The sequence below is a fragment of the Cryobacterium sp. Sr3 genome, from assembly GCF_004402835.1.
Classification (GTDB): domain Bacteria; phylum Actinomycetota; class Actinomycetes; order Actinomycetales; family Microbacteriaceae; genus Cryobacterium; species Cryobacterium sandaracinum.
The window spans coordinates 105,319-130,396 of record NZ_SOFA01000001.1 but is presented as its reverse complement, the minus strand read 5'-3'; the positions used below and the strand labels follow the sequence as shown (position 1 = coordinate 130,396).

The window sequence follows — 25,078 nt, the reverse complement described above, 5'->3', positions numbered from 1 at the left end:
GGCACGGCTCGGGCGGCCCGCGACGGCCGGCGTGGCCGCCGCCCTGGCCGGCCTCGGCGCGGCCGAGCTGACGGCCGCCCTGCTCGCCCCGGTGGGCAGCCCGATCTTCGCCGTCGGCGCGCTGGTCATCGACCGTGCCCCGGCCTGGTTGAAGGAACTAGTCATCGCCCTGTTCGGCACGGCCGACAAGGTCGTACTGGTGTTCTGCGTCGCGCTCGGTGCCGTGGTGCTGGCCGCCGCCGCCGGGGTGCTGGAGTTCCGGCGGGCGCCGATCGGCCGGGTCCTCGTGGCCCTGGCCGGCGCGCTGGCCGTCTTCGCGGTGCTGTCCCGGGAGAACACCGCCGCCCTCGACGCGATGCCCGCAGTGCTGGCGATGGTCGTTTCGGCCGTGCTCCTCACGGTGATGGTCGCCCAGCTGCGCCGCACGCCCGGAGGCGCCGAGGCATCCGCTCCGGACCGCCGTCGGTTCCTGGCTTGGGCCGGGGCCAGCGCCGGCCTGGGCGTGCTCGCCGCGGCCGGCGGGCAGCTGATCTCGGCCGGTATCCGGGCGACGGATGCGGCGCGCGCGCGCTTCACACTGCCGGCCGCGGCCGTTCCCGGTGCCCCGATCCCAGACGGTGCCGCTCTGGACCTCCCCGGCCTCACTCCGCTGATCACCCCGAACGCCGACTTCTACCGCATCGACACCGCCCTGCAGGTGCCCCGGATCGACCCGGGAACCTGGACGCTGACGGTCACCGGGATGGTCGAGAGGGAGATCGAGATCGACTTCGCCGAGCTCCTCGCCCTGCCCCTCGAGGAGAGCACGACCACTCTCGCCTGCGTCTCTAACGCCGTCGGCGGCGACCTGATCGGCAACGCGACCTGGCTGGGCTACCCGATCCGCCTGTTGCTGGCGCGGGCCCGGCCTCTCGCCGGGGCCGACATGGTGCTCTCCCGCAGCGAGGACGGCTGGACCGCGGGCACCCCGCTGGAGGTTCTCACCGACGACCGCAATGCGATCCTCGCGGTGGGGATGAACGGGGAGCCGCTCCCCCTCGAGCACGGCTACCCGGTGCGTATGGTCGTGCCCGGGCTCTACGGTTACGTGTCGGCCACGAAATGGGTGGTCGAGTTGAACGTGACCCGCTTCGACCGGGAGACCGCCTACTGGACGACGCGCGGCTGGACCGCCCGAGGACCGGTCAAGCTCTCCTCCCGGATCGATGTGCCGAGCCGGAACACCGACGTCGCGGCCGGACCGGTGATCGTGGCGGGTGTGGCCTGGTCGCAGTACGTGGGCATCCGCGGCGTGCAGGTGCAAGTTGACGACGGAGCCTGGAACGACGCGACCCTGGCCGACGCGATCTCGGCCGACACTTGGCGCCAGTGGAGCTGGGTCTGGCCGGCATCGGCCGGGCGGCACACCCTGCGGGTGCGGGCGACGGATGCCGCGGGCCTGGTGCAGACTTCCGTGCGCCGGGACGTGATCCCCGATGGGGCCACCGGCCTGCACGATATCCCGGTCACGGTCGCCTGAAGCGACCCCTCGCAGTCCCGCGGCAGCCGGCCGGCGCGGGCGTATCTTCAACAGCGAGAACCACGCAGCGTGCCGGCGCATTGCCGTGCCCGGCTTGAGAGGACGGGAATCATGCACCGGAATGACGGATCGACAGTGCGCGCCGGCGGCTCACGTCGCCCCCCGGCGGCGGAGTAGACGCCCATGCCCACCCGGACGAAACTGACCCCCGCCGACCTGCGGCACTTCGAGAAGCTGCTCCGCCATCAGCGCCGCGACCTCGACATCACGCTCGGCCGGATCGGCACCACCCTCGACGGTGTGATCAAGGCCAGAAACACCGGCACCGCCGACGACGAGCACGACCCCGAAGGACCCACCCTGACCATGGAGTGGTCGCGCATCTCGGGTGTGCACAGCGACCTGGCGGCGCAGTCTGCGGCGATCGACCAGGCCTTGGCGCGCATCGTGGACGGCAGCTACGGGTTCTGCACCCGCCGGGGCGAACCGATCGGCCGGGAACGACTCGGGGCCCGGCCGTCCGCGGAGCTGTGCATCGACTGCGCGCGCGAGTTGGAGGCGCACCGCCGGGCCTGACTGAACCAATTCGACGGAGATTCTGGTCTCCAGAGCGGTTTTTGGTCATTCTAGGGCCGCTTTGGGCAAAATCTCCGTCGAATTCGTTCCGGACGGCGCGGAGGGCGCGCATCGCTTTCTGCACGAGCACCTCGGTGCGCGTGTCGACGGAGCTGGTCGCCTCGTCCAGGATCTCCTTCTCCGTGGCATCTGGACGCACGTAGGCGATGTTGTCGCGGATCGTGCCGCCAAACAGCCAGGTGTCCTGCAGCACCATGCCCATACGTCCACGCAGGTCGTCGCGGGTCATTCGGCGCCCGTCCACGCCATCGAGCGTGATCCGGCCGGCGTCGAGCTCGTGGAAGCGCATCATCAGGTTCACCAGGGTGGTCTTGCCTGCCCCGGTGGGGCCCACGATGGCCACGGTCTGGCCGGGCTCGGCCACCAGGCTGAGGCTGTCGATCAGCGGCTTGTCCGCCGTGTAGCGGAACGAGGCGTTCTCGAAGACCAGCCGGCCGTGGGCGGTCGTGGGTGCCTCGGCGCGCTCCGGGTCGGGGCTCTGCTCATCGGCGTCGAGCAGGGTGAAGACCCGCTCGGCGGAGGCGACGCCGGACTGCAACAGGTTCGCCATCGACCCGAGTTGGGCCAGCGGGTGGGTGAATTGGCGGGAATACTGGATGAACGCCTGCACATCGCCGAGCTGCATGGCCCCGGATGCCACCTGGAGGCCGCCGACGACGGCGATCCCGACGTAGACGAGGTTGCCGATGAATGTCATCGCCGGCATGATCAGGCCGCTGACGAACTGGGCGCCGAAGCTGGCCTCGTAGAGCTCGTCGTTCTTGGCCCAAAAGCGTTGCTCGACCTCCTTCTGGCGGCCGAACACCTTGACCAGGGCGTGGCCGGTGAAGGTCTCCTCGATCTGGCCGTTCAGCTCGCCGGTGTGGGTCCACTGGGCGACGAACAACTTCTGCGAGCGCTGGGCGATCAGGACGGTCGTGACCAGGGTCAGCGGCACTGTGACCAGGGCGATCAGGGCCAGGAGAGGCGAGAGCGGGAACATCATCACGATGACGCCCACCACGGTGAGCAGAGAGGTGACGGCCTCGCTCAGCGACTGCTGCAGGCTCTGTGAGACGTTGTCCACGTCGTTGGTGACCCGGCTGAGCAGCTCGCCTCGCTGCACCGTGTCGAAGTAGCGCAGCGGGAGGCGGTTGGGCGACGATCACCATGGTGGCGCCACCCGTGCCGACGGCCAGTGCCTCGCGCAGCCGAGCATCCGTCGCCAAGTCGAGCGAGGAGAACGAGTCGTCGAAGATATAGAGTTCGGGCCGTTTGACCAGGGCCCGGGCAATGGCCAGGCGCTGCCGCTGCCCGCCGGACACATTCATGCCGCCCTGCGCGATCGGGGCATCGAGGCCGTCCGGCATCTCCGCCACGAAGTCGCGGGCCTGCGCGATGGTCAGTGCCTCCCAGAGTTCCGCCTCAGTGGCGTCGGGCTTGCCATAGAGCAGGTTGCTGCGCACGGTGCCGGAGAACAGATGCGGCTTCTGCGGCACCAGCCCGATGCTGCCCCAGAGCAGGTCAGGGTGGAGCTCGCGCACGTCCACCCCGTCGACCCGCACGCTGCCGTTGGTGGCGTCGAAGAGGCGAGGCAGCAGGTTGACCAGGGTGGTCTTGCCCGATCCGGTGCTGCCGATGATCGCGGTGGTCTGCCCCTGATGCACGGTAAAGCTCACGTCGGAGAGCACCGGCTGCTCGGCGCCGGGGTAGGCGAAGCCCACGTCCACGAGTTCCACCTCTCCGCGGCCGATACTGTCGACGACGGGGTGGCGCGGCGGGCGCACGCTGGACTCGGTCTCGAGCACTTCGCCGATCCGGTCGGCCGACACGGTCGCCCGCGGGATCATCACGGCCATGAACGTGGCCATCATCACGGCCATCAGGATCTGCATCAGGTAGCTAAGGAAGGCAACCAGGGTGCCGACCTGCATGGACCCGTCCTCGATCCGGAACGCCCCGAACCAGATCACGGCCACGCTGGAGACGTTCAGGACGAGCATGACGACCGGGAACATCAGGGCCATCAGGCGGCCGGCCTGAAGGGCGGTGTCGGTGACATCCACGTTCGCCTTGCCGAACCGCACGGACTCGACGTCTTCGCGCACGAACGCCCGGATGACGCGGATGCCCGTGAGCTGTTCCCGCAGCACCCGGTTCACCGTGTCGATGCGGGTCTGCATCAGGAGGAACAGCGGCACCATCCGCGCGATGATCAGCCCGACCGCGATCAACAGCACGGGCACGCTCACGGCGATCAATCAGGATAGCTGCACGTCCTGCCGGACGGCCATGATCACGCCGCCGATGGACAGGATCGGTGCGGTGACCATCATGGTGGCGGTCATCAGCACGAGCATCTGCACCTGCTGCACGTCGTTGGTCGACCGGGTGATCAGCAACGGGGCGCCGAACCGGGTGACCTCCTGCTCGGAGAACTCGCCGACCCGGGTGAAGACAGCGCCGCGCAGGTCGCGTCCGAGCCCCATGGCGGCCTTCGCGCCGAAAAAGACGGCGACGATCGCGCACACGATCTGGAACAGGGTGATCAGCAGCATCAGACCACCGATGCGCAGGATGTACACGGTGTCTCCCGTGGCGATGCCCTCATCGATGATGTCGGCGTTGAGGGTGGGCAGATAGAGCGAGGCGATCGACTGGGCCAGCTGGAACACGACGACGGCCGCCAGCAGCCGCCGGTACGGCCGCAGGTATTTCACGAGCAGTTTCCAGAGCATCGGATCTCCTAGCAGGGGGCGTTCGGCGGCGTCGGGAAGCCGATGATGCCGTAGAGGATGAGGGCGGTGAGCTCATCGTCGTCGAAGTCGGGGCCGGCCGTGATGTGGGGCACGGATGCCGCAAGCGCGATCATCCGGATGACCTGCCCTGAACGCTCCGGGGCAACCGTGAGGCGCAGGAGGTCAGGCGCGAGCACGTCGGCGAGCAGCACGGTGAACTCGTGCGCGACGTCGTGGGTGTGGGGTCTGCCCATCGAGCCCACCGCCGTCATCAGCGCGAAGACCTGCGCGAAGCGGCGGCGCAGCAGGGAGACCATGGCGCGCACCCGTTCCTCGAGCGGGAGCTCACGGTCGAGCGCGGCAAGTTCGAGACGGAACGGCTCGGGGTCGAGCTGACGGTCCATGGCCGCCCGGAGCAGGTTGTCCTTGCTGTCGAAGGCTCGGAAGATGGTGCCCTCGGCGATCCCGGCGCACTGGGCGATCTGTCGAGTGGTGACGGTCTGGCCGTGCTCGATCAGCAGCGGCGTGACCGCGTCGAGGATCATCGACTGCCGGTCCTCGACGGACAGGGCTTTCGCGCGCGCAGGTTTGACGGACATCCCCCCAGCTTTTATGAGTGAGCGCTCACTCACAAAGTGGAATCGGGGTTCGGGTTCCAGAGAGGACGGTTCAGGCGAAGAGGTCCGAGATCCAGGCCACGTCCTCGGGCGACGGCCTCCACGCGCTGCCCTCGGTGGCGTTCTGCAGGATCTGTTCCGGGCGGGTTGCTCCGGCGATGATGCTGGTGAGCCCCGGCTGGGCCAGCAGCCAGGCGAAGGTGGCTGCGAGCATGGTCACGCCGCGCTGGTCGCAGAACGCTTCGTACTTTTCGATGACGTCCCAGGGCGCGTTCCGGGCCAGGTGCGGCCGGACCATCATGATGCGGCTGTCGGCGGGGCCGCCCGCACGAGAGAACTTGCCTGTGAAAAGCCCGTTGTAGAGGGGGAAGAACGGCAGGAAGCCGAGCCCGTAGGCGTTGACGGCCGGCAGCACCTCGTCTTCGGCGTCACGCACCAGCAGGCTGTACTCGTTTTGCGCCGAAACGAACCGCGGATGCCCCGTCAGCCGGGCGGTGAACTCCGCCTCGGCGATCTGCCAGCCGGCCAGGTTGGAGTGGCCGATATAGCGCACCTTTCCCTCGCGGATGAGGTCGTCGAGGGTCTGCAGGGTCTCTTCGATCGGGGTGTTCGGGTCAGGCTGGTGCAGTTGGTAGAGGTCGATCCAGTCGGTCTGCAGGCGCCGGAGGGACGCCTCGACGGCCAGTCGAATGTAGCGACGTGAGGCGCGGGCGCCCCAGTCGGGTCCATTCCGACCGTTCATGTCCATGCCGAACTTCGAGGCGAGCACGATCTGGTCGCGCTTGCCCCGCAGCGCGCAACCCATCAGGGTCTCGCTGAGGCCGCGTTCCGCGCCGTAGATGTCGGCCGTGTCCAACAGGGTGATCCCGGCGTCGACGGCCGCGTTGACGACGGCGGTGGTTCCGGCCTGGCTCTCCGTCGCGGTTCCGGCGCGTCCGAAGTTGTTGCAGCCCAACCCGATCGTGGACACCATGAGCCCCGAATTGCCCAGTCTGCGGTACTCCATCTGCTCCATCCCTCCACATTAGGCTCGCCGGCCTGTGCTAAACAGGACTCAACTACAAAGGGGTGTCAGTGAGTCGTTTCACGCTCGGCGTCATGTCGCGTTCCGGTAAGCCGAATGAACGGCGCTTGCCCATTCATCCGTCACATGTCGAACGGATCGATCCGGACCTCCGGGAGCGAATGTTTCTCGAGCGGGGCTACGGAGAGCAGTTCGGCGTGTCGGACGAGCAGCTGGCCCCGCTCGTGGGAGGGCTTTGCTCGCGCGCGGACCTCATCCGGGAGTGCGACGTCATCCTGCTCGCAAAGCCTCTGCTGGCGGATGTCGCGGCACTGCGCGACGGACAGGTGCTCTGGGGCTGGCCGCACTGCGTGCAGGATGAGAAACTCACCCAGCTTGCCATCGACAAGCGGCTGACCCTGATCGCGTTCGAGGCGATGAACCACTGGACCGGAGGCGGCGAGTTCCACCTGCACGTGCTGCACAAGAACAACGAGCTCGCCGGGTATTGCTCCGTGCTGCACGCCCTGTCCCTGATCGGTTCGACGGGTGACTACGGCCGCAAGCAGCGTGCCGCGGTGATCGGCTTCGGGGCCACCGCCCGGGGCGCCGTGACGGCGCTCAACGCACTCGGTGTCTACGATGTCACGGTGCTGACCAATCGCGACGTGACCGCGGTCAGCTCCCCGATCCACTCCGCCCAGATCGTGCAGCTCGACCACGGCGACGGCACGAACGGGAACTTCGCCCTGCCGGGAAACGAACGGGTGCCACTGCCCGAGTTTCTCGCCGGCCACGACGTCATCGTGAACTGCGTGCTGCAGGACCCAAATGCCCCGCTCATCTTCCTGAGCGACGATGATCTTCCGATGGTGGCCCCGGGGTCGCTGATCATCGACGTGTCCTGCGACACCGGCATGGGTTTCAGTTGGGCGAAATCGACGACGTTCGACGAACCGACCTTCCGGGTCGGCACCAACGTCACCTACTACGCGGTCGACCACAGCCCGTCGTACCTCTGGAACTCCGCCACGTGGGAGATCAGCGAGGCGCTGTTGCCGTACCTGCGCGAGGTCCTTGCGGGCGAGGCCGCTTGGACCGCCAACGAGACCCTTCGGCGGGCCATCGAGATCCACGAGGGGATCATCCGGAATCCCGACATCCTGGCATTCCAGCACCGCTCCCCCGAGTATCCCCACACCCGGCTCGCCTGAAGCCGGCCGGCTCCTCCCCAGCCCAGCCCGGCCCTCCTTCCACGCCAGGTCCGAAACCCGCGCTGTGCGCAGGGCGCCGCCGACTACAGTCGAGGCATGACGACCATCGAAACCTTCCTGATCCGGCTGCCCAGCCCCATTGGGCGGCTGGAACTCACGAGTGACGCCGAGCGCATCCTCTCCCTCTCCATCGAACGCGACGGACAGCTGCCCCTCGACGAGACCCCGGAAGCCCCGTCGCCCCTGCTCGACCGGGCCGCGCGCCAATTGGCGGAGTACTTCGGCGGCACCCGCACGGTTTTCGACCTGCCCGTGGCGCCGAGCGGGGGCACTGCGTTCCAGCAGGGCGTCTGGCAGCGACTGTCCGAGCTCGGCTTCGGCGAGGCGACCTCGTACGGCGAGCTGGGACGATCGCTGGGCAAGCCGGGGTCCGGCCGGGCCGTGGGCGGCGCCGTCGGGGCGAACCCCGTTCCGATCCTGATCGGCTGCCACCGGGTGCTCGCCGCCGACCGTCGCATCACCGGCTACAGCGGCGGCAGCGGAGTGCCCACCAAGGTCTGGCTCCTCGACCACGAGGGCATCGAGCACCGCTCATGAGCACCCCGGCGACCAGCGCGCTGCCAGCCGAGGCCACGACATCCGCCTCACTGAAGCTCGGCGATGACGGGCTCACCCGCTGCGGCTGGGTCGGCGGCGACCCCGAATACCAGCGCTACCACGACGAAGAGTGGGGGCGTCCGCTCCGGGACGAGAGGCTGCTGTTCGAGAAGCTGTGCCTCGAGGGGTTCCAGGCCGGCCTGTCCTGGATCACCATCCTGCGACGTCGGCCGGCCTTCCGGGCCGCCTTTTACGACTTCGACGTCGACCGCGTGGCCGTGATGGACGACGTCGACGTCGCCCGGCTCCTCGCGGATGCGAGCATCATCCGGCACCGCGGCAAGATCGAGGCCACCATCCGGAACGCCCGGGTCACCCGAGACCTCGGCGAGAGCCTGACCGAGCTGATCTGGAGCTTCGCGCCCGAAGCCCGCGGCCCCCGGCTGCGGGAGCGCGGCGAGGTCCCGGCGACCACAATGCAATCGATGGCACTGAGCCGGGAGTTGCGCACCCGGGGCTACACGTTCGTCGGCCCCACCACCATGTACGCCCTGATGCAGTCGGCCGGCCTCGTCGACGACCACCTGAGCGGATGCCATCGGTCGAACGACGCCTGACCACCACAACGCCTTCGGCTGACGCTATGCCGATCGCCGCCCTGTCAGCCGCCACGCTGCCAACCGCCGCCCTGACGGCCACGGGCTGTTGTGCGTGAGGTGCTCCTCGAGGCGAGTAAGTCCTGAACGATTGGTTCTGTCGCGCCTGCACTTCAGCCCTGACTGCACCGTGTGGACGCCGTTCATCACGGGCGGAGCGCCGTGTCCGGTGTCGAACCAATTCGACGGAGTCGCCGCGAGGCCTCGGACTCAGACATACGGCGGTCGGAGCGCACGTTCATCCCCCTCCCTTTCGCGGTCACGGCTCTCCGACGTGTGCATCGAAAACAACCGCTTCGAAGCCCCCATCCGCGAATCCTCATCGCCCCCCAGCCATCAGGACTCGCGCGTCTATCGGAGGGACGGCAGCAGGCCGAGTGCCCGTACGGCCTCGCGCTCCTCGATCAGCTCCGCGACGGACGCGTCGATCCTCGCCCGCGAGAACGCGTTGATAGCCAGGTCCGGCACGATCTGCCAGCGGCCGTCGACAGCCCGAACCGGGAAGGAACATACGAGCCCCTCCGGGACGCCATAAGAGCCGTCGGAGCTGACGCCCGCCGAGGTCCACCGCTCACCGGTCCCGTTGACCCAGTCGTAAACGTGGTCGATGGCTGCGCTGGCCGCGGAGGCCGCGGACGATGCCCCGCGGGCCTGAATGATTTCGTAGCCTCGGTTCGCCACCCGGGGGATGAAGTCGTCGACGAGCCAGTCCTGCGCCACCAGCTCGGAGACCGGACATCCCCCGGCGGTGGCGTGGAAGACATCCGGGTACTGGCTGGCGGAGTGGTTTCCCCAGATGGTGAGACCGTCGAGTTCGGCGACGTGCACCTGCAGCCGGCTTGCTAGCTGAGCGATGCCGCGGTTGTGGTCCAGTCGCGTCATGGCGGTGAACCGGTCGGCGGGGATGTCGGGGGCGAAGGCACTCGTCACCAGGGCGTTGGTGTTGACGGGGTTGCCCACGACCAGCACGCGCACGTCGGATGCCGCGCCCGCGTTGAGGGCGGCCCCCACCGGACCGAAGATGCGGCCGTTGCTTTCGAGCAGCGCGACGCGCTCCATTCCAACGGCTCTAGGGCGGGATCCGACCAGGAGGGCGATGTTGACGCCGTCGAAGGCGCGCACGGGGTCTTCGGTGACCGTCACGGAGCGCAGGAGAGGGAACGCGCAGTCCTGCAGTTCGAGGGCGGTGCCCTCGGCTGCTGCGCGCCCCGAGGGGATCTCCATCAGGGTCAGGCTGACGGGAACGGTCGGGCCGAGGAGGTCTCCGGACGCGATCCGGAAGAGCAGCGAATAGCCGATCTGTCCGCCGGCGCCGGTGACGGTGACATTCATTGGTGTGGACACGAAAGCCAGCCTAGGGCCGGAATGTGCCCGCGTCAGCCTCGGGTTGCGGCAACCTCGGCGGCGACGACGAGATTCAGTTCCCGGACCGCTCCCGGGCGCAAATCGAAGCCTGCCCCCGGTGCCCAGTCGAGCAGCTCTACGGCGGTGTCGAAGGACCGACCGTGCCGGATCAGAGCCCGGGTGAAGTTCCCCTTGGCCGTCTTGTTGAAGTGGTTCACGGCTCGCGTCTGGCCGTCCGCCGTCTCCGTGACCACGCGCAGAAACACCGCGTCGGGCCGCACCGGCGCGGGGCCGAGCGCCACGTACCCGTTCGAGCGGAGATCCAGCAGGAGCCCCGCTGACCCCGCCAGAACGCAACCCACAGCGCCCGCCCAGTGCTTCTTCAGAGGCAGCTCCGGCAGCCTGGAATCGCAGGACAGCCGGTAGGCCGGGAGGAGATCGAGAGCGCCGACCGGCCCGAACAGGGCGGAATGCACGAGGACGTTCCGGCCTGCCCAGTCGCGTTCCAGCGGGGAGAGGCTGGCGGCGTCGAGGGCGTCATAGACGACGCCGGTGTACCGGTCGATGGCCGGCATTGTGGCGGCGGAGGACAGCACGCGATTGCGCTCCACCTCCGCGGACTGCGTGCGACCCAGTCTTAGGGCCGACATCATCGCATCCGGATGCTTCGCAAGCGACTGCAGCGCACGCACAAGTACCCGCCGCTTGGGTCCAAGCGACGGGTACGTGAGGCTCTGCAGGTCAAGCGGTAATTCGATGCCCCCGTGACGTTTCGTCTCGGACGGCGGCAGAAGGATCAGCACACTGACTAAACGAGTTCTGCCTTGCGAGCGACGATCGTGACCACATCGTTGGCAACCGACAGGAAGCCGTCCGCCGCCTCGGCGACGATTTTCTCGCCGCCGCTCAGGGTCACGCGCACCTCACCGCTGGCCAGGATGGCCAGCATGGGCTCGTGCCCGGGGAGGATTCCGATCTGGCCTTCGACGGTGCGGGCGACAACCATGCTCGCCTCGCCGGACCACACCTCGTGGTCCGCCCCGACGACGCTGACCTTGAGCGAAGAATCGGCCATGACTAGTCGTTCTCCTTCTGGATTTTCGCCCACTTCTCTTCGACGTCGGCGATGCCTCCGACGTTGAAGAAAGCCTGCTCGGCCACGTGGTCGAAGTCACCATTGGCAATCGCCGTAAAGGATTCGATGGTGTCCTTAAGCGATACCGTGGACCCCTCGACGCCCGTGAACTTTTTGGCCATGTAGGTGTTCTGCGACAGGAACTGCTGGATGCGGCGTGCGCGGGAGACGGTGACCTTGTCTTCCTCGGAAAGCTCGTCGACACCGAGGATCGCGATGATCTCCTGCAGTTCCTTGTTCTTCTGCAGAATCGCCTTGACGCGAACGGCCGTGTTGTAGTGATCGGCACCCAGGTAGCGGGGGTCGAGGATACGGCTGCTCGAGGTGAGCGGGTCGACGGCCGGGTAGAGGCCCTTCGAAGCGATCTCACGCGACAGCTCGGTGGTGGCGTCGAGGTGGGCGAACGTGGTCGCCGGGGCCGGGTCGGTGTAGTCGTCAGCAGGCACGTAGATGGCCTGGAGCGACGTGATCGAGTGGCCACGGGTCGACGTGATGCGCTCCTGCAGGATGCCCATCTCGTCGGCCAGGGTCGGCTGGTAGCCCACAGCGCTGGGCATACGGCCCAAAAGGGTCGACACCTCAGAGCCAGCCTGAGTGAACCGGAAGATGTTGTCGATGAAGAGCAACACATCCTGCTTGGCAACATCGCGGAAGTACTCGGCCATGGTGAGCGCGGAGAGGGCGACGCGCAGACGCGTCCCCGGCGGCTCGTCCATCTGGCCGAACACGAGGGCGGTCTTGTCGAAGACGCCCGCCTCTTCCATCTCGTGGATGAGATCGTTGCCCTCACGGGTGCGCTCACCGACACCGGCGAACACGGACACTCCACCGTGGTCCTGCGCGACACGCTGGATCATTTCCTGGATCAAAACGGTCTTGCCGACGCCGGCACCACCGAACAGGCCAATCTTTCCACCCAAGACGTACGGGGTTAGCAGGTCAATGACCTTGATGCCGGTCTCGAACAGCTGCGTCTTGGATTCCAGCTGGTCGAAGGGCGGTGGCTTGCGGTGGATGGGCCAGCGCTCAGTGATTTCGATCTTCTCGCCGGGCTCCGCATTGAGCACCTCGCCAATGGCGTTGAACACGCGCCCCTTGGTAACGTCCCCGACGGGAACCGTGATGGGCGAGCCGGTGTCCCGGACCTCCTGGCCACGAACCAGACCGTCGGTCGGGTTCAGCGCGATGGCGCGAATGAGGTCGTCGCCCAAGTGCTGGGCAACCTCGAGCGTGATCACGGTCGACACATCACCGATGACGATGGTGGTCTTCAGTGCGTTGTACATGCCCGGAATCGAGTCGTGCGGGAACTCGATGTCGACGACCGGGCCCGTGACCCGGGCGATCCGGCCCACGGCCACGGTCTCGACCGGTGCATGGACTGGCGCGGTTGCGGTGTCAGTCATAGCTCTCTCTTCTCTGGTTTAGTGCTTGGCGGATGAGAGCGCGTCGGCTCCACCCACGATCTCGGAAATCTGCGACGTGATCTCGGTCTGCCGGGCGTTGTTGGACAGCCGGGTGTAGTCCTTGATTAGCTTGTCCGCGTTGTCGGAGGCCGATGACATGGCCTTCTGACGTGCGGCGTGCTCGGCTGCGGCGGACTGCAGCATGGAGTTGAAGATACGGCTCTCGATGTAGACGGGCAGGAGCGAGTCCAGCACCGTTTCAACGTCCGGTTCGAACTCATAGAGTGGCAGGACCTGATTATCACCAGGCTCCTCACCGCCCTCCACGACCTCGAGGGGAAGCAGCCGGACAACCTGAGGAAGCTGGGTGACCATGCTGACGAACCGGTTGTAGACGACGTGAATCTCGTCGACGCCACCGTCGTCCGCTTCGCGGAGGAAGGCCTCGAGCAGCGCGTCGCTGATATCGCATGCGGTCTCGTACTGCGGCTGATCGGTGGAACCGGTCCAAATGCGCTCGGAGACGCGGCGGCGGAAATTGAAGTACGACGCGGCCTTGCGACCCACCAGGAAGTAGACGATGTCCTTACCCTGGCTGCGCAGCAGCTCGCTGAGCGATTCGGCCTCACGCAGCACCTGCGAGCTGAACGCCCCCGCGAGACCACGGTCGGAGGCGAAGATGACGACCGCAGCGCGCTCGATCTTCTCCGGTTCGGTCGTGAGCACGTGGGCGACATTCGAGTACGTCGCTACCGCGGACACCGCCTGCGTGACGGCACGAGCGAACGGGGTTGACGCGGCGACGCGAGCCTTGGCCTTTTGAATGCGCGAGGCAGAGATCAACTCCATGGCCCGAGTGATCTTCTTAGTCGTCTGGGCAGACTTGATCTTCTGCCGGTAGACCCGAAGTTGCGCTCCCATGTGTCTCCTGTGCTTCCTTGTCAGTGCTGAATTGGTGCGGACGATCGAGTGATGCCGGCCGCGCCCCGCGGCTCGAACGAGTCGGGAGCGCGGCCGATGTCACTTAGCGGCGGTGCTTGACGATCTTTTCCTGGTTGACCTTGTCAGCGGGAATCGCCTCGAAGACTTCCTTGCCCACCGAGGCGAGCGGCTTGCCCTCGCCCGTCTGGAATCCTTGCTTGAACTTGTCGACCTCGATCTCGAGCGTCGCGATGGTCGCGTCGTCGAGAACGTTGGTGTCGCGCAGTGTCGTGAGTACGCTCGTGGTGCGGCCCAGGTGGTCGAGCAGGCCACGCTCGAAGCGCAGGACGTCGGCCACGGGCACCTCGTCGAACTTGCCGTTCGTGCCGGCCCAGATCGAGACGACCTGGTCTTCGACGGGGTACGGCGAGTACTGCGGCTGCTTGAGCAGCTCGGTCAGGCGTGCGCCACGACCGAGCTGGCGACGGCTCGTCGCGTCGAGGTCGGAGGCGAACATCGCGAAGGCCTCGAGCGACCGGTATTGCGCCAGCTCGAGCTTCAGAGTGCCGGAGACCTTCTTGATCGACTTGACCTGAGCGTCACCGCCGACTCGGGAGACCGAGATGCCCACGTCGACCGCGGGACGCTGGTTGGCGTTGAACAGGTCGGACTGCAGGAAGATCTGGCCGTCGGTGATCGAGATCACGTTGGTCGGGATGTAGGCAGAGACATCGTTCGCCTTGGTCTCGATGATCGGCAAGCCGGTCATCGATCCGGAACCGAGGGCGTCGGACAGCTTGGCGCAACGCTCGAGCAGACGGGAGTGCAGGTAGAACACGTCACCGGGGTACGCCTCACGTCCCGGCGGGCGGCGCAGAAGCAGCGACACCGCACGATAGGCCTCGGCCTGCTTGGACAGGTCGTCGAAGATGACGAGGACGTGCTTGCCGGCGTACATCCAGTGCTGACCGATGGCCGAGCCGGTGTACGGGGCGAGGTACTTGAAGCCGGCCGGGTCGGAGGCCGGGGACGCGACGATGGTCGTGAACTCCATGACTCCGGCATCCTCGAGCGCACCCTTGACGGCGGCGATCGTGGAACCCTTCTGACCGATGGCGACGTAGATGCAACGAACCTGCTTGTTCACGTCGCCCGTCGCCCAGTTGGCCTTCTGGTTGATGATCGTGTCAATCGCGATCGCGGTTTTGCCGGTCTGGCGGTCTCCGATGATCAGCTGACGCTGGCCGCGTCCGATCGGGATCATGGCGTCGATGGCCTTGATTCCGGTCTGCATGGGCTCGTGAACCGACTTGCGGTCCATCACGCCGGGTGCCTGTAGCTCCAGCGCGCGGCGGCCTTCGCTCTTGATCTCGCCGAGCCCGTCGATGGGCGCCCCCAGCGGGTCGACGACGCGGCCGAGGTAGCCGTCGCCGACGGGTACGGAGAGGACCTCACCAGTGCGGTGCACCTCCATGCCCTCGACGATGCCGGCGAACTCGCCGAGAACGACGACGCCGATCTCGTCTTCGTCCAGGTTCTGGGCGAGGCCGAGGGTGCCGTCCGCGAACGTGATGAGCTCGTTCGCCATCACGCTGGGAAGGCCCTCGACGTGCGCGATGCCGTCGCCGGCCGTGGTGACGTAGCCAACCTCGGTCGTCGCGGTCTTGTTCGGCTCGTAGGACTTCACGAAGTCCTGGAGAGCGTCACGGATCTCATCGGGGCTGATCGTTAGTTCTGCCATCATCTTCCCTTTTCTGTACTGGGTGTACAGGTTCTGTCGTGCACGAGACGCTGCCGTCCCGAGGTGTGTGGTACTGACTGAAGCGGTCAGCCAGCGAGCTGGATTCTCAGATCTTTAAGACGGGTGGCAATGCTGCCATCGATGACGTCGTCACCGATTTGAACGCGGACGCCCCCGACAATTTCGGGGTCGACAACCTCATTGATCGTGAGCCGACGCCCATAGCGCACCGTGAGGCTGGCTCGAAGGCGATCAACCTGCTCCGGAGCCAACGCGGCGGCCGACGTGATCGTGGCGATCGAGCTGTCTGACTGGTCCGCGACGATGGATGCGGCGTAGCGCAGCAATTCTCCGATGCGGCGGCCGCGGGGCTGCTGCACCAGGTGTCGAACAATCGCGAGCGTCTGTTCGGAGACCTTGCCGGCCAGGAGGGCGTCAACAACACTCACCTTGGCCGCTGTGGTGCCGAGCTTTGAGGCGAGGGCGAGCTCGAGCTCGCCGTTGGACGACACGGTCTTGCCGAACGCGAACAGTTCCTCCGCGACCTGCCCGGGGACAGTGGCCGAAGACGCAATCACCCGCAGGCCGAGGTCTTCGATGCCGGCCAGAAGATCGGTGTGGTTCGACCAGCGTGCGGCGGAGGCGGCTTGAAGCAGCTCCAGCGCGGTCGGCGTCATTGCGCCCGAGAAGATTGCGCTCACGAGGGTGGCCTTCGCCGCCGCATCCGCTGACGGGTCGACCAAAGCCGACCGGAGCTGTGACGTGTGGCCAATCACACGACCGGAGTTCAACAAATTGACGCCGGTCGCGAGGTCGTTCGTTCCCCCGGGACGGGACAGAACCGCCCGTGTTGAGACTAAGGCTTCCCTGGTGGCGCTACCCATTACCGGACCACTTTCTCCGAGGCCTCGAGGTCAGCCAGGAATCGGTCGACGATGCCGCTGGCCTTTTCGTCGTTGGTCAGGCTTTCGCCGATGACGCCGGAGGCCAGGTCGATGGCCAGTGTGCCGACTTCGCTGCGCAGGGAGATCACTGCGGCCTGTCGTTCGGCCACGATCTGAGCCTTCGCCGTCGCGGTTACCCGAGCGGCGGCGATGACGGCCTGCTCCTTGAGCTCGTTCACGATCGTCTGTCCGTCGACGCGGGCGGCGTCGCGGATCCTGCCGGCCTCGGCCCTCGCCTCGGCCAGCTGGGTCGTGTACTGCTCGAGAGCAGCTTCGGCCTTGCGCTGGGCATCATCTGCCTTGGCGATGTTGCCCTCAATGGCCTCCGCACGATCGTCGAGGATCTGGCGGAAGCGCGGGATCGCGAAGCGCACGAAGAAGACCATGACGACCAGGAAGACAACAGCCGACCAGGTGATGTCGTAGATGGCAGGAAGGAACGGATTCGTTTCCGCTTCTGCTGCCAGAACAAGCTCAGGCATGGTGGCGATCCCTAGACGAAGATGAAGAAGACGGCTACACCGATGAATGCAAGGAGCTCCGTGAACGCTATGCCGAGGAACATGGTGACCTGGAGACGGCCTGCGAGTTCGGGCTGGCGAGCCATGGCTTCAACGGTCTTTCCGGCGACGATACCGATGCCGATACCCGGGCCGATCGCGGCAAGACCGTAGCCTACGGTGGCGATATTGCCGGTGATCTCGGCAAGAATGGTGGATTCCACTATGTGTGTCCTTTCAATCGAAAACGACGTCGGTCGACGCAGTTGTGTGTGTCAGTGCTCTTCAGCCACGGCCTGTTGGACGTACACCGCGGTCAAGAGGGTGAAAATGTACGCCTGGAGGATGAACACGGCGAACTCGACGAAAGTGAAGATGAACCCGAACGCCAGCGTCCCGATTCCGAAGAGCCCCAACCAGCCACCTGCAGTGAAGATGAAGAAGCTCGTCGCCCCAAAGCACAGCACGAGCAGGAGGTGTCCGACCATCATGTTGAGCAGGAGTCGCAAAGCGAGCGAGATCGGCCGCACGATAAAGATATTGATGAACTCGATCGGGGCGAGCAAGATGTAGATCGGCCACGGCACACCGGCCGGGAAGAGCGAATTCTTGAAGAACTTGGCGGCGCCGAGCTGCTTGATACCCGCGTAGATGAACACGACGTAGGCGACGAGACCGAGCAGCAGGGGCATGCCGATGAGTGCCGTGCCCGAGATATTCAGGGCCGGGATTACGCCCGTGACGTTCATCGCAAGGATGCCGAAGAACATGCCGGCCAACAGGGGCAGGTAACGGCGACCCATCTCCTTGCCGAGGATCTGATCGGCGATCTGCACCTGGACAAAACCCAGTACAAGCTCGGCGATGCTCTGACCGCGGCCAGGGACTCGGGATGGTTTGCGCAGGGCGAGCCAGAAGAGCAGGAGCATCACGGCTACGGCGAGGATGCGGACCAGGATGATCCGGTTGATCTCGAAGGGCGTTCCCTCAAAGAACAACGCGGGGAGACCAAGGAACTCACTGATGCCCGGAGCCTGAAACTCATCGCCGGTAGCCATGGGAACCAGTAAGTTCGCAGCGTAATACAACAGCGCTATCTCCTGTTTCTGTGCGGATGCACAACGGCGACAATGGTCAAGTGTGGTCTGTGGCGCAGTGGATCACACTGCGGCCGGTGACAGTTTTTTGACTCTATCAACTTTCGCTCACGGCGACTAATCGACCGTCCCTGTTCCGGTCAGGACCTGGGGTGGTCGGATTTTTTTGGGAGCACGGCGTCACTCACGTAGCCCAGATGGGAGCGGAAGACCACCAGGACGTCGACGATCATGGTGCCGATGGCTCCGGCAATGACGGTGATGAACAGAACTGTCGTCTGCACGAAGGAAGCATCCCGAAGCAGAGCGAGTATCACGATGAACACGACGATTTTCAGCAGCCATGCCCCCATCACGATGCCGAAAAAAGCGGCAATGTCGAACCGCATGGCCCCGATGATGCTCACGGCAGTGATCGAAGCGAACAGCACGGCAAGCGCGGTGCCGATGAAGGCGCTGATGAGGCCTTCGGTTGACGCAAAAAGGTAGCCGAGTCCGCCGCCGACGATCGCGATGGCAATCGCGAGGAAGCCTGTGTATCGAAGGACTGCGGTCAGGACTCCCCTGGCGTTCGATGGCACCGCTCGGAGCGTGGTGGGCAAGCTGGTGGGATCGGGTGCGTTCATACGTTTTCCTCCACCGTCGCCGACGCCTCATCGAGGCGGTCGAGTCGGGCGATTTCTTCTCTGTGTTCGGCCGTTCGGGCGAGTTGGCTGGCGGACTCGACGGCCTTGCGCCGACTCAACGGAGCCAGCGTGACGAGGGTGCAGATCAGCAGCGCGACGATCAGGAAAATTGTGGCATACCAGGTGGGCAGCCCGAAATACACCGGGAGCAGAAAGTAGAGCAGGCAACCGACGGATGCCGCAGCGGTCCAGCCGTAGAAGATCAAAACGGCATGCAGGTGCGAATGGCCCATGTCCAGTAGCCGGTGGTGCAGGTGCTTGCGGTCGGCGCTGAAGGGTGATTTGCCGGCCCGGACGCGCCGGAACACCGCCAGACCGAAGTCGAGAAGCGGAATGATCAGGATGGCGACGGGCAGGATGATCGGGATGAACGCCGGGAAGAGCTGCGACCGGTTCACGGCGGTCGGGTCGACCTGGCCCGTGATCGCGATCGCGGACGTGGCCATCAGCAGACCCACCAGGAGGGCGCCCGCATCACCCATGAACAGTTTCGCCGGCCGCCAGTTGAGCGGCAGGAAGCCGACGCAGGCACCCACCAGGACGGCAGCGATCAGTGAGGCGAGGTTGAAGTAGTTGCTCGGGGAGGTGTCCCGGGCCAGCAGGTAGCTGTAGAGGAAGAACACTCCGTTCGCGATGAGCGCGACGCCGGCCACGAGTCCGTCGAGCCCGTCGATGAAGTTGATCATGTTCATCACGATCACGATCACGATCACGGTGATCAGGATCGACATCCAGGACGACCCGACGGTCAGGCCGCCGATCGGCAGCGACAACACCTGCACGCCCTGCCAGGCGATGAGGCCGGCAGCGATGAACTGCCCGGCCAGTTTGGTCATCCAGTCGAGGTCCCAGAGATCGTCGGCCACTCCCAGCAGCACGATCAGCAGGGCTGCACCCAGGATGGCGAGGATCTGCTGGGGGTCACTGAAGATGAGTCGCAGCGGCGCGAAGCGGGCCGCAACCAGGTAGGCCACACCGAAGGCGGCGACGATGCCGACGAAGATCGCGATTCCGCCGAGGCGGGGCGTGGGCCGCGTGTGCACATCGCGCTCGCGGATCTTCGGGTAGAGGCGGTAGCGGTGACTGAGCTTGAGTACAAGAACTGAGAACCCGAAGGTCACCAGGGCCGAGACCAGGCTGAGCAGGACGAAGACGGTCATGGCTATCGAGCGTCTGCCGTGGGATCGACCGGTTCGGCCCTCACTTCGGTGACGGGCTCGGTGGCCGACTCGGTGGTGGTTTCGGCAGCGGGCTTGTCCGCAGGCGCGCCGAACCCGATCGGCGCGAGCGCCTCTCCGATGACGCCTTCGATGGCCTCCCGTGAGATCACGCCGTTCCGCACGATGACGACCTTGCCACCGTTGGAGTCGAAGCCGGAGGCATCCACGATGGTCGACGAGGTATCCCCGGGCCGGTCGCCGATGGGTTCGTAGCCGAGTCCGGCCGTTCCGCCGTCGAGGTAGACGGCCACGCTGCCGCCGAGCATCTCTTCGGCGCCTTCCGCGTCGATCGCGGAGGGCCGGCCGCTGGTGTTGGCGGATGACACGGCCAAGGGTCCCGTCTCGGAGAGGAGGTCGAGGGCAACCGGGTTGCTCGGCATCCGCAGGGCCACCGTGCCGCGGGTGTCACCGAGGTCCCAGGCGAGCGACGGCTGGGCGTTCAGCACCACCGTCAGACCACCGGGCCAGAACACGGCGACGAGCTCGCGCACCGGTTGCGGAATGTTCTGGGCCAGGGCGTCGAGGGTGGGAATTCCGGGGATCAGCACGGGCGGCGGCGAGGAACGGTCGCGGCCCTTGGCGTCGAGAAGGCGCTGCACCGCCTCCGGGTCGAAGGCGTCTGCGGCGACGCCGTAGACCGTGTCGGTGGGGATGACAACGAGCGCGCCGCGACCGATGGCCGAGCGCGCGAGCCTCATGCCGGCTGCGTATTCCGTGTCAACCGAGCAGTCATAGATGCGAGTCATTGTGCCTGATTCTACTGCAGCCGCCCAGAGGGAACCGCCCTCACCGATCGGCGGGAACGGGGGCGAGGGCCGTGGTGGCGCGGTCGCGGGTGGTGTAGTCGCGGTGAGTGGCCGGGACGCGCCAGCCGTCGGCGGCCAGGAGGGCACGGATCTGCGCCCCCTGCAACTCACCGTGCTCGATCACGATCTGGCCGCCAGGACGCAGGAGGCGCAGGGCCGTGCGGGAGACGTGCCGCACCACGTCGAGCCCGTCGGGGCCGCCGAACAGGGCGCGGGCCGGGTCGAAGAGGCGTACCTCGGGGTCGCGCGGGATCGCATCCGTCGGAATGTAGGGCGGGTTGGAGATGACCACGGCCACGGTTCCGTCGAGTTCGGTGAGCTCTTCGGTGAGGTCGCCGAACACCAGCGTGGCATTCGGCGCGGCTACCTGCTCGAAGTTGCGGGAGGTATAGGGGAAGGCCTCCGGCGAGTTCTCGACCGCCCAGATGCGCGCGTTCGGCACCTCGACCGCCAGGGAAAGGGCTATCGCGCCGCTACCGGTGCCGAGGTCCACCCCGATCGGCTCCGCGTCGGGCAGTGCCCGGAGCGCGTCGATGGCGAACTGCGCCACCTGCTCCGTCTCGGGGCGGGGAACGAACACGCCCGGTCCGACGAACAGGTCGAGGGAGCGGAAGGGTGCCCGCCCGGTGATGTGCTGCAGCGGCTCGCGCAGGCAGCGGCGACGAACGAGTTCACGGATGGCAGCGGCATCCGTGGCGCCCAGGGCGGTGCGCAGGATGGCGGCGGCCTGCACCTGGCCGCGGCTCTGGGCGAGAACGTGACCGATCAGGAGATCGGCGTCGACGTCGGGGTCGCTGATCCCCGCCTGGGAAAGGGAGTCGATGGCCCGGGTGCGCAATTCGGCAATGTCGGTGGGAACAATGTCGGTAGGAATTGAGCTGATGGGAATGGAATGGTGGCCGTGCGAAGTTGTCACGTATTGAAATGTAACGCACGCACACGCCCAATGCCGGAGCCGTAGGCTGGGCGAGGTTCCTGACCCCGATCGAAAGGCGACCACCGATGCCCGCACAGATTTACTCCGATATCACTGCTGCAGTCGGCAAGACCCCTCTGGTCAAGCTAAACCGACTCACCGCCGGCCTCGACGCGACCGTGCTGGTGAAACTGGAGTTCTACAACCCCTCGGGCAGTGTGAAGGACCGGATCGGGATCGCGATCGTCGATGCGGCCGAGGCCTCGGGCGAGCTGGCTCCGGGTGGAACCATTGTCGAGGGTACCAGCGGCAACACCGGGATCGCTCTCGCCATGGTGGGCGCCGCCCGCGGATACACGGTCATCCTGGCGATGCCGGAGACCATGAGCCGCGAACGCCGCCAGCTGCTGCGCGCCTACGGCGCCCGGATCGTGCTGACGCCGGGCTCCGACGGCATGCGCGGCGCGGTCACGACGGCCGAGGAAATCGCGGCCGCCACCCCCGGGGCGATTTTGGCCCGCCAGTTCGACAACCCGGCCAACCCGGCCATCCACTATGCGACCACCGGCGTCGAGATCTGGGACGATACCGCGGGAGCCGTCGACATCCTCGTCGCCGGAATCGGCACCGGAGGGACCATCACGGGCACCGGCCAGCTGCTCAAGGAACGCAAGCCATCCGTACGCATCGTCGGCGTCGAGCCGATCGACTCCCCCATCCTCACCGGCGGCAAGCCCGGACCGCACAAGATCCAGGGTCTCGGCGCCAACTTCATACCGAACGTTCTCGACACGCACGTCTACGACGAGGTCACCGACGTCACGCTCGCCGACTCCGTGTCCACGGCGCGCGCGCTGGCAACGGATGAGGGCATCCTCTCCGGCATTTCCGGCGGATCGGCTGTCTGGGTGGCAATCGAACAGGCCAAGCGCCCCGAGAACGCCGGCAAGACCATCGTGGCCATCATGCCGAGTTTCGGCGAACGGTACCTCTCCACGGTGCTCTACGAGGACCTGCTGGACTAGTCGGCGAAACCGGGCCGGCGACGCAGCGAATGGGTGTCTTTTCGAGCATCCGTGAGGACCTGGCGATGGCGCGCGCCCATGACCCGGCCGCCCGCAGCAACATCGAGGTGTTCCTGGCGTACAGCGGTCTGCACGCCGTGTGGTCGTATCGAGTGTCCCACCGGCTGTGGAAGGCCGGATTGCGGCTCCCGGCCCGGCTCCTGTCGCAGTTCACCCGGTTCCTGACCGGGATCGAGATCCACCCCAGCGCCCGCATCGGCCGAAGGCTGTTCATCGACCACGGCATGGGCGTGGTGATCGGGGAGACCTCGGACATCGGCGATGACGTGATGCTCTACCACGGGGTCACCCTCGGCGGGAAGACCCGGCACGGGGTGGCCCGGGGGGAGAAGCGGCACCCCACCCTGCACGACGGGGTGACGATCGGCGCCGGCGCCAAGGTGCTCGGGCCCATCGTCATCGGCGCCTGGAGTACGATCGGCGCCAACGCGGTGGTGACCCGGGATGCCCCACCCAAGTCGCTGCTGCTGGGGATCCCGGCCATCGTGCAGCCGGCCAAGACCGATACCATCGAATCCGCCCGCGGGCTGCTGCCCGGCGACGACTGAGGGACAGAGACCAATGACCACCGATACCGCCGCCCTCACCCTCCCCGTACTCGACCTCTCGCGGCTTGACCGGGGCGATGCGGAGGCGGAGGCTTTTCGAGCCGATCTGCGGGAGGCCACCCACTCCTTCGGGTTCTTCTACCTGACCGGTCACGGCGTGCCCGCGGACCTCACGGATCGGGTCATGCGCACCGCCCGAGCCTTCTTCGCCCTCCCCGAAGCCGACAAGATGGCGATCGAGAATCTGCGGAGCCCGCACTTCCGCGGCTACACCCGCGTGGGCGGCGAGCTCACCCAGGGTACGGTTGACTGGCGCGAGCAGATTGACATCGGGCCGGAGCGCCCGGCACTTCCGCGGCCCACGGATGCCGCCTTCCGGCGTCTCGAGGGACCGAACCAGTGGCCGTCCACTCTCCCCGCGCTACGAGAAGTGATGACCCTCTGGCGCGAAGAGCTCACCGCGGTCGCCCTCCGCCTGATGCAGGCCTGGGCGCTGTCGCTCGGTGCCGACGAGCACGTGTTCGACGCGGCCTTCGCCGAGAAGCCGTTCACCCTGATCAAGATCGTGCGCTACCCCGGCAAATCCGATCCCACTCCCCGGCAGGGCGTCGGCGCGCACAAGGACTCCGGGGTGCTGACCCTCCTGTTCGTCGAACCCGGCAAGGGTGGCCTGCAGGTGGAGAAGGATGGCGACTGGATCGACGCTCCCCCGCTCGACGGCGCCTTCGTGGTCAACATCGGCGAGCTGCTGGAGGTGGCCACGAACGGCTACCTCAAGGCCACCGTGCACCGGGTGATCTCGCCTCTGATCGGAGACGACCGGGTCTCGATTCCGTTCTTCTTCGGCCCCGCGCTCGACGCGACCATCCCGCTGCTCAGCCTGCCGGACTCCCTCGAGGCGCCCGGGGTCACAGCCGACCCGAACAACCCGATCTTCTCCACCTACGGGGAGAACGCCCTGAAGAGCCGACTGCGCGCGCACCCGGACGTGGCGGCTATCCACTACTCCGACCTCGCCGAGTAGCCACCGCAGCCGCCGTTGCCGGCGCAGCGATCGTCGCTGCCCTGGCGGGCGCTACGGCTGGAGGCGCTCCAGCGCCCAGCCTCCGCCCTCCAGCGCCGTGAAACGCAGGCGGTCGTGCAGCCGGGACGTGCGGCCCTGCCAGAACTCGATCGCGTGCGGAATGACCCGGAACCCGCCCCAGTCGGTGGGCCGCGGGATCTCCATGTCGTCGGGGTAACGCCGCTCGACCGCGCGCACCTGCTCTTCGAGCAGTTCGCGGCTCACGATCGGTTCCGATTGCTCACTGGCCAGGGCGGCGATGCGGGCGGGCCGCGGACGACGCGCGAAATAGGCGTCGCTGACGGCGGCATCCGTGGCGTGGGCAGTGCCGTAGACGATCACCTGGCGCTGCATCGGATACCACGGGAATAGCAGCGTCACACCGGAATTCTTCCGGAGCGCGCGCCCCTTGCGCGAGTCGTAGTTGGTGACGAACTCGAACCCGCTGCTGTCGAGCCCCTTGAGCAGAACCGTGCGGCTGCTCGGCCGCCCGTCGGGGTCGATGGTGCCGACGACCATGGCGTTCGGCTCATACAGCCCGGCTCCCTCAGCGGCCGCCAGCCAGGTCGCGAACTCGAGCATCGGGTCAGAGTTCACCTGCGCCTCGGTCAGGCTCACAACGCCGTAGTCGGTGTGACTCGTCAGGGATTCCATCAGCATCCTCGCCTCGTTGTCGAACGGTGGATGCGAAAAGCCCAGCCTCCGTT

General features: G+C 66.5%; 25 protein-coding genes and 2 pseudogenes. 8 read left to right on the top strand and 19 right to left on the bottom strand.

Annotated elements, in window-relative coordinates; all coding sequences use genetic code 11:
• The coding region (locus tag E3N94_RS00605) for a molybdopterin-dependent oxidoreductase (RefSeq protein ID WP_241987015.1) at window positions 1-1,519 on the top strand (1,519 nt) is incomplete at its 5' end.
• Between the two features lie 183 nt (window positions 1,520-1,702).
• Window positions 1,703-2,095, top strand: a complete 393-nt coding sequence (locus tag E3N94_RS00600) for a TraR/DksA C4-type zinc finger protein (RefSeq protein WP_104099715.1) — start codon at window positions 1,703-1,705, stop codon at window positions 2,093-2,095.
• Window positions 2,096-2,183: 88 nt separating this feature from the next.
• Here the strand turns inward: E3N94_RS00600 and E3N94_RS00595 are convergent.
• The 4 genes and pseudogenes from E3N94_RS00595 to E3N94_RS00580 all read right to left on the bottom strand — a co-directional run.
• Window positions 2,184-3,290, bottom strand: a pseudogene (locus E3N94_RS00595) (ABC transporter ATP-binding protein); the annotation flags it as partial.
• Window positions 3,289-4,872 (bottom strand): annotated as a pseudogene (locus tag E3N94_RS00590) (ABC transporter ATP-binding protein); the annotation flags it as partial. The pseudogenes E3N94_RS00595 and E3N94_RS00590, both read right to left, overlap by 2 nt.
• 8 nt (window positions 4,873-4,880) lie before the next feature.
• Entirely contained in the window at window positions 4,881-5,471 is a 591-nt protein-coding gene (locus E3N94_RS00585) for a TetR/AcrR family transcriptional regulator (RefSeq protein WP_104099714.1), read from the bottom strand.
• A 70-nt stretch (window positions 5,472-5,541) separates the two neighbouring features.
• On the bottom strand, window positions 5,542-6,504 hold the full coding sequence (locus E3N94_RS00580; RefSeq protein ID WP_104099713.1) for an aldo/keto reductase: 963 nt from the start codon (window positions 6,502-6,504) through the stop codon (window positions 5,542-5,544).
• Between the two features lie 83 nt (window positions 6,505-6,587).
• Between E3N94_RS00580 and E3N94_RS00575 the strand changes: the two genes are divergently transcribed.
• The 3 genes from E3N94_RS00575 (at window position 6,588) to E3N94_RS00565 (ending at window position 8,920) form a co-directional block, all read left to right on the top strand.
• Window positions 6,588-7,706: a N(5)-(carboxyethyl)ornithine synthase gene (locus tag E3N94_RS00575; RefSeq protein WP_166785310.1), complete on the top strand. Its 1,119-nt coding sequence runs from the start codon at window positions 6,588-6,590 to the stop codon at window positions 7,704-7,706.
• A 96-nt stretch (window positions 7,707-7,802) separates the two neighbouring features.
• Window positions 7,803-8,303: a methylated-DNA--[protein]-cysteine S-methyltransferase gene (locus E3N94_RS00570; RefSeq protein WP_134373546.1), complete on the top strand. Its 501-nt coding sequence runs from the start codon at window positions 7,803-7,805 to the stop codon at window positions 8,301-8,303.
• Window positions 8,300-8,920 carry a DNA-3-methyladenine glycosylase I gene (locus E3N94_RS00565; RefSeq protein ID WP_134400912.1) on the top strand — a complete coding sequence of 207 codons (621 nt, stop codon included), beginning with the start codon at window positions 8,300-8,302 and terminating at the stop codon, window positions 8,918-8,920. Before E3N94_RS00570 ends, E3N94_RS00565 begins: the two co-directional genes overlap by 4 nt.
• Window positions 8,921-9,310: 390 nt before the next feature.
• Here E3N94_RS00565 and E3N94_RS00560 read toward each other — a convergent pair whose 3' ends face one another.
• The 14 genes from E3N94_RS00560 to prmC form a co-directional block, all read right to left on the bottom strand.
• Entirely contained in the window at window positions 9,311-10,291 is a 981-nt protein-coding gene (locus tag E3N94_RS00560) for a malate dehydrogenase (RefSeq protein ID WP_134569595.1), read from the bottom strand.
• Between the two features lie 44 nt (window positions 10,292-10,335).
• A complete protein-coding gene (locus tag E3N94_RS00555) occupies window positions 10,336-11,106 on the bottom strand; it encodes a peroxide stress protein YaaA (protein WP_134343227.1) in 771 nt (256 codons plus the stop codon).
• 5 nt (window positions 11,107-11,111) lie between these two features.
• Window positions 11,112-11,378 (bottom strand): F0F1 ATP synthase subunit epsilon, encoded by a 267-nt coding sequence (locus E3N94_RS00550; protein ID WP_104099707.1) that lies wholly within the window; start codon window positions 11,376-11,378, stop codon window positions 11,112-11,114.
• A 2-nt stretch (window positions 11,379-11,380) separates the two neighbouring features.
• Window positions 11,381-12,844 (bottom strand): F0F1 ATP synthase subunit beta, encoded by a 1,464-nt coding sequence (gene atpD / locus E3N94_RS00545; protein ID WP_104099706.1) that lies wholly within the window; start codon window positions 12,842-12,844, stop codon window positions 11,381-11,383.
• Window positions 12,845-12,862: 18 nt separating this feature from the next.
• Window positions 12,863-13,765 (bottom strand): F0F1 ATP synthase subunit gamma, encoded by a 903-nt coding sequence (locus tag E3N94_RS00540; protein WP_104099705.1) that lies wholly within the window; start codon window positions 13,763-13,765, stop codon window positions 12,863-12,865.
• Between the two features lie 103 nt (window positions 13,766-13,868).
• A complete protein-coding gene (gene atpA / locus E3N94_RS00535; protein WP_104099721.1) occupies window positions 13,869-15,506 on the bottom strand; it encodes a F0F1 ATP synthase subunit alpha in 1,638 nt (545 codons plus the stop codon).
• 86 nt (window positions 15,507-15,592) lie between these two features.
• Window positions 15,593-16,390, bottom strand: coding sequence for a F0F1 ATP synthase subunit delta (locus E3N94_RS00530; RefSeq protein ID WP_104099704.1), 798 nt, complete (start codon window positions 16,388-16,390; stop codon window positions 15,593-15,595).
• Window positions 16,390-16,932: a F0F1 ATP synthase subunit B gene (locus tag E3N94_RS00525; protein WP_104099703.1), complete on the bottom strand. Its 543-nt coding sequence runs from the start codon at window positions 16,930-16,932 to the stop codon at window positions 16,390-16,392. Before E3N94_RS00525 ends, E3N94_RS00530 begins: the two co-directional genes overlap by 1 nt.
• 11 nt (window positions 16,933-16,943) lie before the next feature.
• Complete coding sequence (atpE, locus tag E3N94_RS00520; RefSeq protein ID WP_174720104.1) at window positions 16,944-17,174, bottom strand: ATP synthase F0 subunit C; 231 nt, start codon at window positions 17,172-17,174, stop codon at window positions 16,944-16,946.
• A 51-nt stretch (window positions 17,175-17,225) separates the two neighbouring features.
• Complete coding sequence (gene atpB, locus E3N94_RS00515) at window positions 17,226-18,008, bottom strand: F0F1 ATP synthase subunit A (protein ID WP_104099701.1); 783 nt, start codon at window positions 18,006-18,008, stop codon at window positions 17,226-17,228.
• Window positions 18,009-18,187: 179 nt separating this feature from the next.
• Complete coding sequence (locus tag E3N94_RS00510; protein WP_134343229.1) at window positions 18,188-18,673, bottom strand: hypothetical protein; 486 nt, start codon at window positions 18,671-18,673, stop codon at window positions 18,188-18,190.
• Window positions 18,670-19,893 (bottom strand): MraY family glycosyltransferase, encoded by a 1,224-nt coding sequence (locus E3N94_RS00505; RefSeq protein WP_134343230.1) that lies wholly within the window; start codon window positions 19,891-19,893, stop codon window positions 18,670-18,672. Before E3N94_RS00505 ends, E3N94_RS00510 begins: the two co-directional genes overlap by 4 nt.
• A gap of 2 nt (window positions 19,894-19,895) precedes the next feature.
• The gene (locus E3N94_RS00500; RefSeq protein ID WP_104099698.1) at window positions 19,896-20,699 is read right to left on the bottom strand and encodes an L-threonylcarbamoyladenylate synthase; all 804 of its coding nucleotides are present in this window, start codon (window positions 20,697-20,699) and stop codon (window positions 19,896-19,898) included.
• Window positions 20,700-20,739: 40 nt separating this feature from the next.
• Window positions 20,740-21,621 carry a peptide chain release factor N(5)-glutamine methyltransferase gene (gene prmC / locus E3N94_RS00495; RefSeq protein WP_233191194.1) on the bottom strand — a complete coding sequence of 294 codons (882 nt, stop codon included), beginning with the start codon at window positions 21,619-21,621 and terminating at the stop codon, window positions 20,740-20,742.
• A 140-nt stretch (window positions 21,622-21,761) separates the two neighbouring features.
• Here prmC and cysK point away from each other — a divergent pair, with 140 nt between their 5' ends.
• Genes cysK through E3N94_RS00480 form a run of 3 tightly spaced genes read left to right on the top strand, consistent with a single transcriptional unit; the run spans window position 21,762 to window position 24,332 of the window.
• Window positions 21,762-22,700, top strand: a complete 939-nt coding sequence (gene cysK, locus E3N94_RS00490; RefSeq protein ID WP_104099697.1) for a cysteine synthase A — start codon at window positions 21,762-21,764, stop codon at window positions 22,698-22,700.
• A gap of 29 nt (window positions 22,701-22,729) precedes the next feature.
• Window positions 22,730-23,308 carry a serine O-acetyltransferase EpsC gene (gene epsC, locus E3N94_RS00485; RefSeq protein WP_134415479.1) on the top strand — a complete coding sequence of 193 codons (579 nt, stop codon included), beginning with the start codon at window positions 22,730-22,732 and terminating at the stop codon, window positions 23,306-23,308.
• A gap of 13 nt (window positions 23,309-23,321) precedes the next feature.
• Window positions 23,322-24,332: a 2-oxoglutarate and iron-dependent oxygenase domain-containing protein gene (locus E3N94_RS00480; protein WP_134373554.1), complete on the top strand. Its 1,011-nt coding sequence runs from the start codon at window positions 23,322-23,324 to the stop codon at window positions 24,330-24,332.
• A 51-nt stretch (window positions 24,333-24,383) separates the two neighbouring features.
• Here the strand turns inward: E3N94_RS00480 and pdxH are convergent, their stop codons facing one another.
• The gene (pdxH, locus tag E3N94_RS00475; RefSeq protein WP_174721885.1) at window positions 24,384-25,025 is read right to left on the bottom strand and encodes a pyridoxamine 5'-phosphate oxidase; all 642 of its coding nucleotides are present in this window, start codon (window positions 25,023-25,025) and stop codon (window positions 24,384-24,386) included.
• Between the last annotated feature and the right edge of the window lie 53 nt (window positions 25,026-25,078).